The organism is Streptococcus salivarius (assembly GCF_009738225.1).
GTDB lineage: Bacteria > Bacillota > Bacilli > Lactobacillales > Streptococcaceae > Streptococcus.
This window is the reverse complement of record NZ_CP018187.1, coordinates 860,408-873,148: the sequence shown is the minus strand read 5'-3', so window position 1 is coordinate 873,148 and position 12,741 is coordinate 860,408. Positions and strand designations below refer to the sequence as shown.

16 protein-coding genes are annotated in these 12,741 nt (G+C 41.7%); all 16 read right to left on the bottom strand.

The window, feature by feature from the left end; genetic code table 11:
• Positions 1-36 precede the first annotated feature (36 nt).
• The 16 genes from BSR19_RS04470 to BSR19_RS04395 all read right to left on the bottom strand — a co-directional run bounded on the left by BSR19_RS04470 (position 37) and on the right by BSR19_RS04395 (position 12,740).
• Positions 37-831 carry a hypothetical protein gene (locus BSR19_RS04470; protein ID WP_060972717.1) on the bottom strand — a complete coding sequence of 265 codons (795 nt, stop codon included), beginning with the start codon at positions 829-831 and terminating at the stop codon, positions 37-39.
• Positions 832-1,038: 207 nt separating this feature from the next.
• Positions 1,039-1,353: a phosphoribosyl-ATP diphosphatase gene (gene hisE / locus BSR19_RS04465; RefSeq protein WP_002884043.1), complete on the bottom strand. Its 315-nt coding sequence runs from the start codon at positions 1,351-1,353 to the stop codon at positions 1,039-1,041.
• An 8-nt stretch (positions 1,354-1,361) separates the two neighbouring features.
• Complete coding sequence (gene hisI, locus BSR19_RS04460) at positions 1,362-1,700, bottom strand: phosphoribosyl-AMP cyclohydrolase (protein WP_060972718.1); 339 nt, start codon at positions 1,698-1,700, stop codon at positions 1,362-1,364.
• Entirely contained in the window at positions 1,697-2,455 is a 759-nt protein-coding gene (hisF, locus tag BSR19_RS04455; RefSeq protein ID WP_002890735.1) for an imidazole glycerol phosphate synthase subunit HisF, read from the bottom strand. The genes hisI and hisF overlap by 4 nt, the downstream gene beginning before the upstream one ends.
• 1 nt (position 2,456) lies before the next feature.
• Complete coding sequence (hisA, locus tag BSR19_RS04450; protein WP_060972719.1) at positions 2,457-3,176, bottom strand: 1-(5-phosphoribosyl)-5-[(5-phosphoribosylamino)methylideneamino]imidazole-4-carboxamide isomerase; 720 nt, start codon at positions 3,174-3,176, stop codon at positions 2,457-2,459.
• 48 nt (positions 3,177-3,224) lie between these two features.
• Complete coding sequence (gene hisH, locus BSR19_RS04445) at positions 3,225-3,833, bottom strand: imidazole glycerol phosphate synthase subunit HisH (protein WP_060972720.1); 609 nt, start codon at positions 3,831-3,833, stop codon at positions 3,225-3,227.
• Positions 3,830-4,414, bottom strand: a complete 585-nt coding sequence (gene hisB, locus BSR19_RS04440) for an imidazoleglycerol-phosphate dehydratase HisB (RefSeq protein ID WP_002888923.1) — start codon at positions 4,412-4,414, stop codon at positions 3,830-3,832. Before hisB ends, hisH begins: the two co-directional genes overlap by 4 nt.
• A gap of 19 nt (positions 4,415-4,433) precedes the next feature.
• Positions 4,434-5,717, bottom strand: a complete 1,284-nt coding sequence (gene hisD, locus BSR19_RS04435) for a histidinol dehydrogenase (protein WP_060972721.1) — start codon at positions 5,715-5,717, stop codon at positions 4,434-4,436.
• The gene (hisG, locus tag BSR19_RS04430; RefSeq protein ID WP_021144333.1) at positions 5,714-6,364 is read right to left on the bottom strand and encodes an ATP phosphoribosyltransferase; all 651 of its coding nucleotides are present in this window, start codon (positions 6,362-6,364) and stop codon (positions 5,714-5,716) included. The genes hisD and hisG overlap by 4 nt, the downstream gene beginning before the upstream one ends.
• A complete protein-coding gene (locus BSR19_RS04425; RefSeq protein ID WP_037601023.1) occupies positions 6,357-7,337 on the bottom strand; it encodes an ATP phosphoribosyltransferase regulatory subunit in 981 nt (326 codons plus the stop codon). Before BSR19_RS04425 ends, hisG begins: the two co-directional genes overlap by 8 nt.
• On the bottom strand, positions 7,334-8,386 hold the full coding sequence (gene hisC, locus BSR19_RS04420; RefSeq protein WP_156246641.1) for a histidinol-phosphate transaminase: 1,053 nt from the start codon (positions 8,384-8,386) through the stop codon (positions 7,334-7,336). The genes BSR19_RS04425 and hisC overlap by 4 nt, the downstream gene beginning before the upstream one ends.
• Positions 8,387-9,134: 748 nt before the next feature.
• Positions 9,135-9,524, bottom strand: coding sequence for a hypothetical protein (locus BSR19_RS04415; protein WP_155124278.1), 390 nt, complete (start codon positions 9,522-9,524; stop codon positions 9,135-9,137).
• Complete coding sequence (locus BSR19_RS04410; protein WP_156246640.1) at positions 9,505-10,428, bottom strand: phosphodiester glycosidase family protein; 924 nt, start codon at positions 10,426-10,428, stop codon at positions 9,505-9,507. The genes BSR19_RS04415 and BSR19_RS04410 overlap by 20 nt, the downstream gene beginning before the upstream one ends.
• A 161-nt stretch (positions 10,429-10,589) precedes the next feature.
• Entirely contained in the window at positions 10,590-11,324 is a 735-nt protein-coding gene (locus tag BSR19_RS04405) for a PHP domain-containing protein (RefSeq protein WP_156247080.1), read from the bottom strand.
• An 8-nt stretch (positions 11,325-11,332) separates the two neighbouring features.
• Positions 11,333-11,977 (bottom strand): TIGR01906 family membrane protein, encoded by a 645-nt coding sequence (locus tag BSR19_RS04400; protein WP_156246639.1) that lies wholly within the window; start codon positions 11,975-11,977, stop codon positions 11,333-11,335.
• The gene (locus tag BSR19_RS04395; RefSeq protein ID WP_156246638.1) at positions 11,967-12,740 is read right to left on the bottom strand and encodes a TIGR01457 family HAD-type hydrolase; all 774 of its coding nucleotides are present in this window, start codon (positions 12,738-12,740) and stop codon (positions 11,967-11,969) included. Before BSR19_RS04395 ends, BSR19_RS04400 begins: the two co-directional genes overlap by 11 nt.
• Position 12,741 lies beyond the last annotated feature (1 nt).

Genomic DNA, 12,741 nt, shown 5'->3' with positions numbered 1-12,741 from the left:
TGGAGTGCGAGATTATCGCAGGAATCAAAGTATCATCTAATCATCATCATCTTGGATAACCTTACCATCTTGTATGTTAAAGGTATAGCCAATATATACGGACTTGTCATAATTAGTGGAATTTTCTTCATCAGTTGTGAAAAAATAAAATTCGTACTCTCCGTCTGGCAGCTTGCTAGCATCCAGTTTAGTTACTGCCTCTTCTAAATCTTTCTTACTAGTATTTTCTGTATCGCCTACTTCTATTCTCATAGTGACAAGGTGTTCATCAATCATTGTTTGGTAGGGAATTTGATAATAGCCATAAAAATCATTCTTGCCATTTTTACGGTTTTCTTCAGCTAAATGAGCTTTACGATTATTAGCTTCTTGATCTATCAAAGTATTATCACTGAAGGAGAATTCTTCAATATCAAGGTCTAAAGATTGCTTTTTAAGTTCCTTGAAGAGTTTTTGCTCTTCTTTTTTTACAGATTTTTGTTGTAAATAGGTTTCCGAGTATAGACCAGGAGTCTTATATTCTTCACCATTAACTGTCCAGTCCAGGTTAAAAGTAATTTGTGAATCTAATGATATAGTTTGATTGTCGTAGGTTTCCTCTGAATAGGTATAATCGACATAAATACCTGCACTATCTAGAATCACCTTTTTGATATTCTTAACTTGGACCTTTCCCTTAAAACCATTATGAGCCAAGATTTTTTGCGTTTTTTCCCTGGCTTTTGAGTAAGCATTTGGAAGTACAACTGTACAACCAACTAAAAGACTAGAACAAAGGAGGAGAATTGCTAAACGAGAAAGAGTTATGATATAAGGAGTATTTTTCTTCATAGGACATCCTTCCTTTCCTCAATGATTTGTATAAATAAGCACACCAAATCCTTCAAATAAAACGAGCTTTCTTCACTCCTATTATAGCATTTTAAAGCGCTTTCTCATGGTAGTTAGAGGGACAAAATCATTAGAATTCCTCTAGCAAAAAAGCCTGAATCATCACTTCAGGCTTTTCATCTTAGTTCAAATCGGTTGAGATAATCCTCAATAATCTGTTACTTCTTTTCGGTCATGGACATTGCTTTGCTTGCCCTGACGTGCTTTAAGTACGGCTTCAACGTCTTCAGGGCTAACCCCTGTTTCAACGAGCATAACGGCTAGGTGATAGAGGACGTCTGCTGTCTCGTTGGCAATTTCTTCTTTATCAGCATTTTTGGCCCCAATCACAACTTCTGTCGCTTCTTCGCCAACCTTTTTAAGAATCTTGTCTAGTCCCTTGTCAAAAAGGTAATTGGTATAAGACCCTTCTTTAGGATTCTTTTTACGATCTAAGGCTTCCTTATAAAGTGTTTCTAACATAGCTACTCCTATCTGTCTTGTCTGTCATCATATATATCCGTAAAGAAACAGCTGTAGGCTCCTGTATGACAGGCTGCTCCTTCTTGTTCCACAGCGATAAGCAGAGTGTCCTGATCACAGTCAGTCTTGATGCTTTTAACATGTTGGAAATGACCAGATGTGGCTCCCTTATGCCAAAGCTCGTTTCTAGAACGGCTCCAGTAATGCATTTGTTTGGTCTCTAGTGTCAACTGATAGGACACCTCATTCATATAGGCCAACATGAGCACCTGCCCCGTCTTGTAATCGGTCACAATGACTGGTACAAGTCCCCCTTGTTTATCAAAATCAAGTTTAACCTCTGTCATCGTCTCACCTCAATTCCTGCATTTGCCAAGACTTGTTTGGTTTCGCCTATATTTACCTCACCAAAGTGGAAGATAGAGGCTGCCAGTGCACCCGTTGCTGTTGTCTTTTCAAAGACCTCTACAATGTCCTCAATATTTCCCGCGCCACCAGAAGCGATGATCGGAACATCAACGACTTCCGCCACACGATTTAGCATTTCCAAATCAAAACCAGACTTAGTGCCGTCCTTGTCCATGCTGGTTAAGAGAATTTCTCCAGCCCCCAAGGCGACGACTTCTTGAGCCCATTGGATGAGGTCCCTACCTGTATCCTTACGGCCACCCGCCACAAAAACATGCCAGCTCCCATCAGCCATCTTTTTGGCATCAATCGCAGCCACCACACACTGGTTGCCAAATTTTTGAGCACAATCAGCGATTAGTTGCGGGTTGGCAAGGGCTGAGGAATTAACCGCAACCTTGTCAGCACCAGCTTTAAGCATCTTGTTCATGTCTTCAACTGAACGGATACCACCACCAACTGTGAAGGGAATAAAGACCTGATCGGCAACGCGTCGCACCATGTCAACCGTTGTTTCACGATTGTCTGAAGTCGCTGTGATATCTAGGAAAACGAGTTCGTCACAGCCAGCCTCATAGTAAGCACGTGCAGAATCAACAGGGTCTCCAACGTCTGTCAAATTCACAAAATTGACTCCCTTAACGACACGACCGTCCTTGACATCCAAACAAGGAATAATACGTTTTTTAAGCATATTAACCTCCGAAAGACTTGAGCTGGTCTAAAGTGATATTGCCGTTATAGTAGGCTTTACCGACAATGGTTCCTGCCACACCAATCTCTTTTAGGTGATCTAAGTCAGCTACTTCTGCAATCCCACCTGAAGCAATGACTTTGGCGGTTGTGAGTTCAGATACCAAACGTTTGTAGTGATCAAGATTGGGTCCTGTCAGTGTGCCATCTCGATCAACATCTGTATAGACAAAGAGGGTTACACCCATCCTTTCCATTTCCTTGGCCAAGGTGATGTAGTCTACATTGCTTGTTTCCAACCAACCTTCAGTAGCGACAAACCCTGCCTTGGCATCAATACCCACGACAATCTTATCGGCACCAAATTCCTCTAAAGCTGCTCGAACGAAGTCAGGATTTTTAACGGCCATTGAACCGATAATGATACGGTCGATGCCAACTTCCAAATAGTCACGAATCTGCTCCAAGGTACGGATACCGCCACCAACTTCGATGCCAAGTCCAGAAACCTTCTTGACCTCTGCAATCAAGTCACGGTTAGTGGCACGACCATCAAGGGCACCGTCCAAGTCGACGACATGAATAAATTGAATGCCCGCATCCTTAAAGATCTTTGCCTGCTCAATAACATCTGGATTGACAACGGTTTGTTGGTTAAAATCTCCTTTAAAGAGACGAACAGCCTGTCCATCCTTAATATCAATTGCTGGTAGAATTTGCATCTCCCCTACCATCCTTTCTAACTAAAAAGTCTTTGTTCTCACTAGCTTCTAGGCTTTACATAACCCTGCAAACTTTTCAAGAATACCTAAGCCAATATCCCCTGATTTTTCAGGATGAAATTGGGCCCCATAAACATTGTCTTTATGAATCATGGCTGGTACCTCAATACTATAATCTGCGGTAACATCAATGTATTGACTAGGGGCATCTGTGAAATAACTGTGAACGAAGTAGACAGCTTGGCCATCTAAACCATCTGTCAAAGGGCTGGCTTGCTTAACAGCCAAATCATTCCACCCCATATGTGGGACAGGTTGCTCCTTGCTGGCTGGAATAGGACGGCAGACACCTGGAATAAAGCCAAGACCATCTGTTTCTTCATGTTCCAGTCCTTTTTCTGTTAAAATCTGCATGCCTAAACAAATTCCTAAAAGGGGAACTCCCTGTGCGACTGCCTCTTTGATAACAGCTACCAAACCTCTTCGCTCCAACTCTGCCATAGCCGTTGGATAAGCACCTACACCAGGTAAAATCAACCCATCTGCAGCTAGGATTTTTTCTTTATCGGCAGACAATTCTGCAGTCACTCCGATTTTTTCAAGGGCACGCAGAACATTTGCAGTATTCCCAGCATCGTAATCAATGACGATAATCATAGCATCCCCTTTGTCGAGTTTACGCCGTGAATGTCAGGATTGATTGTGATTGCCTCACGCAAGGCACGTCCTGTTGCCTTGAAAAGACTTTCTGACTTGTGGTGATTGTTTTTTCCGTGGAGAATCTTGAGATGGAGATTCATCTGAACATTGAAAGCCAAGGCTTGGAAAAATTCTTCTACCAGTTCTGTATCAAAATTACCCAATTTTGGATTATCGAAACTAGCATCAAAGACCAAGAAGCTACGTCCAGACAAATCTAAACTTGCCATTCCGAGGGTTTCATCCATAGGTACAAAAGCCGTTCCATAACGGTTGATTCCTGCTTTATCGCCCAAGGCCTCTTTAAGAGCTTGACCAAGGACAATACCGACATCTTCAACAGTGTGGTGACTATCAACCCAAAGGTCGCCATCAGCCTTAACCACCAAAGACATACGACCGTGGCGGGCAAACAAGGTCAACATGTGGTCAAAAAATCCGACACCTGTTTGAATATCTACTGGTTCTTGAGCATCCAAATTGAGGCTTAACTTAATTTTGGTTTCAAAGGTATTACGTTCAATTTCTGCTTGTCTCATAACTTCTTCCTCTACTCTCTCAATTATTGTCGTTTCTGACTTCAATTGCCTTGGCGTGGGCCTGCAAGCCTTCCGCATAAGCCAAGGTTGTGATATCGTGCTGAGCCTTATTAACTGCTGCCTTGTCGTATTGCGTATATTGGATACGTTTGACAAAATCATGCACGCCTAAAGCTGATGAAAAGCGGCTAGTCGCTGTCGTTGGAAGAACGTGGTTGGCACCTGCATAGTAGTCGCCAATTGGTTCGCTGGTAAAGTGACCAAGAAAGACGGAACCAGCATTTTCCACTTTTTCCAAGTAATCATAAGCATTGTCCATAGCAATTTCCAAATGTTCTGGCGCAACCAAGTTCATGAGTTCAAACATAGCATCTGTATCATTGGCAATAATAATCCGACCGTTATTTTCGATAGATGGACGAGCAATCGCCTCACGTGGCAAAAGCTTGAGTTGACGTTCAATCTCACTTTCAACTGCATCAGCCAAGGCTTGAGAATCTGTTACCAAAATGGCACGTGCACGTGTATCGTGCTCTGCTTGAGACAAGAGATCGGCTGCCACATAGGTTGGATTAGCGCTACTATCAGCAATAACACCGATTTCTGATGGTCCTGCAATCATATCAATACCGACAATACCGTAAACTTGCTTCTTAGCAGTCGCCACGAAAATATTTCCGGGACCTGTAATCTTGTCAACCTTTGGAATCGTTTCTGTACCAAAAGCCAAGGCCGCAACCCCTTGAGCCCCACCAACTTGATAAATGCTATCCACACCAGCCAATTTTGCGGCTACTAGAATTGCAGGAACAAAGTGTTCTTGTGGCGGCGTAATCATAATAATCTCTTTAACCCCAGCAATTTTAGCAGGGATGACATTCATAAGAACTGATGATGGATAAGCCGCAGTTCCTCCAGGCACATAAACACCTACACGATTGATGGGACGAATCAACTGACCACGAATAACACCCTCACTTGGTTGGTCCTCAAAACCAGCCTCCAACTGATGCTTGTGGTAAGATTCAATGTTTTCTTTGGCATTAACTAGGGCTTGGTAAACCTCTGGATCAATCTCTTTAAAGGCTTGATCAATCAAATCCTGTCCAACCTCAAAATCAGTCAAGTCAACCTTATCAAATTTAGCTGAATAGTCACGAAGGGCCTCGTCTCCTCGTTTTTTGACATCCTCAATAATGGCTTGAACCGTACTTTCAACGTCTCTATTTTCTTTTGAAAGTTCCAATTGCTCCTGATAAAGAAGCTCAGCAATTTCTTTATTTGTTCCAGTTAATCGTTTCATTCGAACGGTACCTCCTCGTTCCCTACAAGTGATTCAATCTTACGAATGAATGGCAGGACTTCCTTGTTATTTTTCAAAGAAGCCTTGTTCACAATCATTCGTGCTGAAATACGGCAAATATCTTCATAAACTTTTAGGCCATTTGCAACAAGGGTATTCCCTGTTTCTACAATATCGACAATGGCATCTGCTAGACCAATGACGGGGGCAATCTCAACGCTCCCTTGAATCGAAATGATCTCAACATCCTCACCCTTTTGATTAAAATAATCCGTCGCAATGGTTGGATACTTGGTCGCAATACGTTTACGCTTATGGTCATCAGGGTTATAGTCTTCTGTTGATGCTACGGAGAATTTACAAAGACCAAAATTAAGGTCTAACATTTCTAAATAGCCTGTCGGATGTTCGACCAAAACATCCTTACCGACAATCCCAATATCTGCGACACCGTGTCTAACATAGGTAGTCACGTCTGGAGCTTTGACCAAGAGAAAACGGAACCGGTTGTCAGGACTCTCGAAAATCAAATTACGTCCCTTATCGGCCATGAAAGACATATCAAAGCCAGCTTTTTCCAGTAATTTAACCGTATCTTTCTCAATACGTCCCTTGGTCAAGGCAATTGTGATTTGATTGCTAGTCATCCAAGTCACCTCCAAATTCCACATCGTCATGTACTGCTTGATAAACTGAGTCGATATCAATGGCCCAGCCAACCGCTGTTAACTCGGTAGCTCCAAAGCGTTCAAATAGTTTATCGTAACGGCCACCTGATACAAAGGCATCTGGTACCTTGTCACCGAAGACCTTAAACATCATACCCGTGTAGTAAGGCACTGCTGGTAATTGAGCCAAATCAAGCGTCGTCTCTGGGAGACTATCTGATAAACGATTAGTTAAAACTTCCAAACTATCCAAGGCCGTCAAAAAGGCTTCACTGTCCGTTAACTGTCTAGCCTTGGTCAGGACAGCATTTGTCTCACCAAACAAGAAGGGTAACTGCTCCAAGACCTTGTCATATTGACTTGGATTTTCTTTGGTGAACTCCTTAAGACCGGTAATCGATTTATCACGGATATAGGCCGCCAACTCTGCTTCTTTTACAGCTGGAAGGTTTAATTCTTCAAAAATGAGTTGTAGGAGGCGGGCATGTGAAAATTCAAACTTGTAATTTTTGACCCCTGCAGCATCTAGAGCCTCTTTAGCAGAAGCGATTGCTTCTTCCAATGCCTGATGAACTGGAAAACCAATGATTTCCACACCAGCCTGCGTATGCTCATTGGACAAGCCACGCATCTCCTCATTGTAGTTAAAGACTTTTCCAGAGTAAGAAAATTTAATCGGTGTATGAACTTGAGTCGAAGCAATCACGCGCCCAATTTGGCTGGTAATATCAGGACGTAAACTAACAAGATCTCCATTTTTATCAAAGAAATTATAGTTACCATTGTCCACAAGATCACTAAAGACTTCAAAATGCTCTAAGGTTGGTGTCTCAATTCGAAGGAACCCCTTTGTCATCAACAAGTCACAGATACGGTGTTCAATCTGATACATGGTACGGGCACGTTTGAAAAGTTTATCGTGCATTCCTAAGGCTAATGTCGTTTTTTTCATGCTTGTAACTCCTGTATTGTCATTAAGACGCGCTCCATCTCATCCTGCGTCCCAATAGAAATTCGTAGTCTATCTGAAATACGCTCCACTTTTGGAAAATAACGGACATAAATTTTCTTACTTTGGAGGTAGTCAAACAATTGACCTGCAGTCACTCCGTGAGGTTTGACCAAAACAAAATTAGTTTTTGAAGGTAGGATATCAAAACCAATCGCCTGCAATTCTTGGCTAAACCAGTCACGTGTTGCCATAATCTTTGCGCAAGTGTCCTCATAGTAGTCCCAGGACTTAACCGCTGCAGTCGCCAAGACTTCCGCAATGCTATCCACATTATAGGGGTTGACTGAATTCTTGACGGCATTGATTACAGCCATTAATTTAGGACTTCCGATGCCATAGCCGACACGCAAGCCAGCAAGGGAGGCGTCCTTAGAAAAGGTCCTAGTGATAAACACATTGTCATACTTTTCTAGGAGTGGTAAGGCCGTCTCCCCACCAAAGTTAATATAGGCTTCGTCAATAATCACAACTACCGACTGGTTGGCCTTTACAATCTCCTCAATTTGATCGAGCGGTTTATAAATACCTGTTGGCGCGTTCGGATTAGTAAGGACAATCCCACCATTTTCCTCCAGATAATCTTGAGTAGCTATCTCAAACGAAGAGCTCAAAGGCACTTCTCTAAAAGGGATGTGGTACAAATCTGCCCATACCTTGTAAAAACCATAGGTCAAATCTGGAAACAAAATTTCTTCCTCGCTATTAAAGAAAGCTAGAAAAGCCATTGACAGGATATCGTCTGAGCCATTTCCGATAATCACTTGATCGGCAGGCACACCCAACTGTTCAGACAAAGCCTGACGTAAAGCTGCTTGATCTAAAGTCGAATACTTTCGTAACTGATGGGCATCAAAGGATGCTAAAGCTTGATGAACTGCTGGACTTGGTCCATAAGCATTTTCATTAGTATTCAACTTAATGATATTTTCCTCAGCAGGCTGACTACCCGCTACATAGGGTTCAATCTTTCGTAATCCCTTGATTTCCATAGTTTATCCTTTCTGCTCAACTCCGACCAAGTGTACTGCTAGCTACACACTCTTAAAAAAGTGTAACAAAAAACGTCCTCGCAAAAATAACTTTTGCAAGGACGTTGGCACGTGGTTCCACCTTAATTCGAACAGGGGTCGCCCCCTCTTCCTCATGAAGTCACAAAGTATCACTTGTAACTCCCAGTCTCTAACGGAACCACCCGTCGTACACTACTGTCATCCAGAGTTCGCATACGCTCTCAAGAATGTGTCGTCTTTGATCTCATGCGTTCTCAGCTTCCCGCATTCTCTGTGAAACGATCTGACTTTTTCTATCAACGATTTAGATTTTAGTTTATTCTACCTGAAAATTCAGAACAAAGCAAGACTTTTTTGTATATTTTTATAAAAACTTTAAATTCTTGTATATTTAATAGCCAAAACAAACTGCTGTGAAATTGAGTTCAAATAAATAAAAAGTTGATGCGGTATCTTTTTACAAACCAAGTGGATACCTAAAGAGACTTCTGACTGTGATAGCTTAACTGGAAACCACTACTTTTTTCAAGTACTTTCATCACTACAGAAGATCTCGTTCTATCTAAATTCCTATCACAAAAAATCTTGCTCAGTTATTTTTTATGACAATTTCTTTGTACTATTTCCCAAATTGAAATCATTTCTTCATATTATCTTTGTATATTTATCCTAAATAATTTTTCAAAGCAAGACAAAAAGCCTGAAGCACAGCTCCAAGCTCTCATGGTTAAGCCAGTCTTTTAGGTCTGATAAATCCTGTCATAATACTCAAACAAAGTAGTCCAGCTGCCACATACCAATAGGGCATATCTACACTAGTTGTACGTCCTGAGACTTCAACAATACCTTTAACTAAACAAGCACTAGCGACAACAGCGATGGCTGAATTTAATAAGAGTTTCGAGGCACGATTCTTCACCCAAGACATTCCCATTCCTGTTAGTAGATAAATTAAAGCTCCGACCAATGGTGCGAAGAACATCATGCGCATAAACATGGATGATTCGCCATAAGAAAAGCGTTCATAGACAAAGGTAAAGACTAGGCTAAAAATAGTTAAACCAATGTAGGTGAAAAAATGCTTGCTAGCTGATTTCTTAGTAACCGATGTAAACAATATCACTCACCGCCCTTTCTGAAATTTTGTTTCCGTTTGTGGTTGGCTTGTTAATGACTTGACCATTGAAGTACATGGTAGATGAGCCACCACCGTCAAGGTTATAGGCTGTCGTCACACCATAGGATTTCATCAACTCTGCCATTTCATAAAGAGTCAATCCTGACGACTCACTGGTACGACCATCCGAGACAATGACAATATAGTGCACACTGCCGTCACTTTCTTCGATGACTCCGATGGCTGTACGTGGATTGTCAGCCATAGCTTGACCGACCTCTTCATTTTCTGATACAGCTACCTTGCCATTTTCAACCAAAGTTGGACCAAAGGCAAAGGTATTCACAACACCTGAATCAACCAATTTTTGAGCCGTTGTATCGCTCTCCTTAAAGGTCTTGAAGCTACCATCTGAGTACACGGCAAGGTCCTCGTAATCACTGTTTCGATCATTATCACGATAGACTTGACCATTCTTAATCACATAACCTGACTGATTAGCTCCATAGTAGTCACCATTGATGGCAAAGATAGCATTGTTTTGCTGGGCAATACTTGATGTCGTGTCAGTGATGTTAGTCCCGTAGGTATTTTGCGCCAAAGCTGTTTTAAGGTAGTCGGCACTTGACAACTTGATATCTGCCACATAGTAAGTGGTATCACTGGTTTTACCCGTCGTGATTTCAATTTCCATATTGTCATCTTTATAAGTCGTATCCGTCTTAGTCACCTTACCAGTGCTGGTAGATGCTGTCGACGAAGATGTGCTTGAGCTAGTCGTATTGGCTGAAACCGTTGAGACTGCTGAGGGAATGACAAAGACCTTTAAGAGAGAGTAGACATTTGCCCCCATCAGAAAAAGGGTAAAGAGTAAGGCATAGGCATGCCTTTTTAAGAATTTCATAGAAGACCTCCAATTTTAAAAGATAAGATAGAAACCATAAGTTCCTTTTACTTGACATTAGCATAACAAGCAAAGCTTAAAATCTTCTATAAATCCCACAACCACGCTTTTCCTTTAAGTTTTCCTTAAGAAAAAGACAGCTTCAGTTGAAGCCATCTTCGCTATATAATCATATCTTCAGTAATATCAAATTCTCTCAAGAGCTCCTGAATCTTATCAAAGTTCAGACGAAAATGCTCTAACTTATGCCCATCAGAGCCGATAGAATACTTGCAACATCCCAAATCCTTAACAAGCCCCAAGGCATAACGATAAAGATCTTCGTGATGATAGAGATACATGCTCTTTGCATTCAGCTCAAAAGCCAAATCATTAGCAAGCATTTTCTGGAAAATACGTTTGAGCTGCTCCTCATAGGTTTTTAACTCATCAATAGTCACGTCAAACAGGCGGAAACCATAGTCAAAATGGGCCAGAACATCTGCGTTCACACGACCAATAGCGTACTCCAACTTGTCCAGATATTCTTGAATAATGCTAGCCTTGTCCATATCAGCTACCTCATCATCAAGATAATCATTGACTCCGTTATGGTGAACAGATAAAAGTTTGAGATCATAGTCCTTACCATCCAAAAAGGCCAAAATATCGCTTTCTCTAGGCTGGTAATAACCAATCTCGATGCCACGTTTAATACGATTGCCATACTTGAGGTTAAGACTTTCGATTTCGTGACTATAAGCCTCGTACTCGGGCACATCGTCCTGTTTGGTATAAGGATTAGAGAGATCATAATGCTCTGTCGTTACAATCTCCCCATCAAAATGTGTCAAATAGTCAGTAAAGTTCGCATCCGAATCATAGGAATGATGGGTATGCAAATGGTTATCACGAATAGACATAACTACTCCTTATTTTTCAAATACATTGTAAGCTGCTTATGGGCCAACCAGGTCAAACTCACCATCAACCCCTCATAAATAATAAAGAAAATCACAAAACATTGAAGGAAATACTCTTCTGGTAAAACATTGATAATCGGATCCAAGATTGGATTAAAGAGCCAACTGCTATCTCCAGGAAAGAGGGCTTCATGAAAGAGCGTAAAAAACTCATCAAATCCGAGAAAAACTCCCACCACTCCAATAAGGATTGGTAAAACAGCTAAACTCATATAAAGCCTACGATAAAGACCAAAGGTGCTCTTCTTCACATTTCGCCAAAGAAAGGTCACAGCTGGATAAGCCAGTAGGATAACAAGCCCCTGTACCAAATGAAAGAGCCACTTCACATCATGAAAATGCTTTAGCCCACTCTCCGACGATGGAAAATCAGGCATGGCCAGATGACCAACCCAAGGAAAGGTCAAGTACTGCATGAGGACATTGAAATTATGCCAAAGCTCCGTCTTTCCGATAATGACATAGTCCATAAGATGCATCCAATCAATATCAAAATAATAGAATCCCCATGCCAGATAAATTGTCACCAGAATAGACAGGGCCAAAAGCCAAATCGGAGTCAGAACAGCCTCAATCTTAGTTCGCATCAAAATCCCACTCCGCTAGACTAGCAAGCACATGGTCTGGTTTTACAGGTAGACCTGCAACCTCTTCCGCCTTGGTAAATCCAGTTGTCACTAGAAGTGTTGGAAAGTCATTTTTAATGCCAGCTGTAATATCAGTCAAATAATTATCGCCAACTACGATTGTCTGGTTACGTTCTGTCCCGAGGATATCTAAGGCTTTATTCATGATGACTGCTTCAGGTTTACCAATAACAATTGGTTTCACACGTGTCGCTGCCTCGATGAGGGCCAAGAGGGAACCAGCACCTGGAAGTAGACCGCGTTCTGTTGGGATATTCAAATCTGGGTTTGTCCCAATAAACATAGCCCCTTTGTGGATAGCAAGGGTTGCTTTAACAAGCATTTCATAAGTGACGTCACGGTCCAATCCCACTACCACATAGGCAGGATTTTCCTCATCTACCGTATAACCCGCATCCGCAATAGCAGATTTAAGTCCAGTCTCACCAATAACATAAACCGTCTTGCCACGATTCATATCGTTCATGTAGTCAACTGTCGCCAAGGTTGCTGTATAAATCGTTTCAAGAGGTGTTTCCAATTCGCACTGATTACGTAAAAGTTCTTGGACCATTTCTGGTGTACGCATACTGTTATTCGTCACAAAAAGATAGGGAATCTGACGCTTCTGTAACTCCTTAACGAAGGCTTCTCCCTCAGGAATGCGGTCCTTCCCCTTATAAATTGTTCCATCTAAATCAATCAAATAACCTTTATATGTCATC

Bases quoted from the DNA above. Each gene is read 5' to 3' on its own strand.
- hisE (WP_002884043.1), bottom strand. From the start codon at position 1,353: ATGTTAGAAACACTTTATAAGGAAGCCTTAGATCGTAAAAAGAATCCT.
- hisH (WP_060972720.1), bottom strand. From the start codon at position 3,833: ATGATTATCGTCATTGATTACGATGCTGGGAATACTGCAAATGTTCTG.
- BSR19_RS04470 (WP_060972717.1), bottom strand. From the start codon at position 831: ATGAAGAAAAATACTCCTTATATCATAACTCTTTCTCGTTTAGCAATT.
- hisB (WP_002888923.1), bottom strand. From the start codon at position 4,414: ATGAGACAAGCAGAAATTGAACGTAATACCTTTGAAACCAAAATTAAG.
- BSR19_RS04410 (WP_156246640.1), bottom strand. From the start codon at position 10,428: ATGAAATTCTTAAAAAGGCATGCCTATGCCTTACTCTTTACCCTTTTT.
- BSR19_RS04425 (WP_037601023.1), bottom strand. From the start codon at position 7,337: ATGAAAAAAACGACATTAGCCTTAGGAATGCACGATAAACTTTTCAAA.
- BSR19_RS04400 (WP_156246639.1), bottom strand. From the start codon at position 11,977: ATGCGAACTAAGATTGAGGCTGTTCTGACTCCGATTTGGCTTTTGGCC.
- BSR19_RS04395 (WP_156246638.1), bottom strand. From the start codon at position 12,740: ATGACATATAAAGGTTATTTGATTGATTTAGATGGAACAATTTATAAG.
- hisD (WP_060972721.1), bottom strand. From the start codon at position 5,717: ATGAAACGATTAACTGGAACAAATAAAGAAATTGCTGAGCTTCTTTAT.
- hisI (WP_060972718.1), bottom strand. From the start codon at position 1,700: ATGACAGAGGTTAAACTTGATTTTGATAAACAAGGGGGACTTGTACCA.
- hisA (WP_060972719.1), bottom strand. From the start codon at position 3,176: ATGCAAATTCTACCAGCAATTGATATTAAGGATGGACAGGCTGTTCGT.
- hisF (WP_002890735.1), bottom strand. From the start codon at position 2,455: ATGCTTAAAAAACGTATTATTCCTTGTTTGGATGTCAAGGACGGTCGT.
- hisC (WP_156246641.1), bottom strand. From the start codon at position 8,386: ATGGAAATCAAGGGATTACGAAAGATTGAACCCTATGTAGCGGGTAGT.
- hisG (WP_021144333.1), bottom strand. From the start codon at position 6,364: ATGACTAGCAATCAAATCACAATTGCCTTGACCAAGGGACGTATTGAG.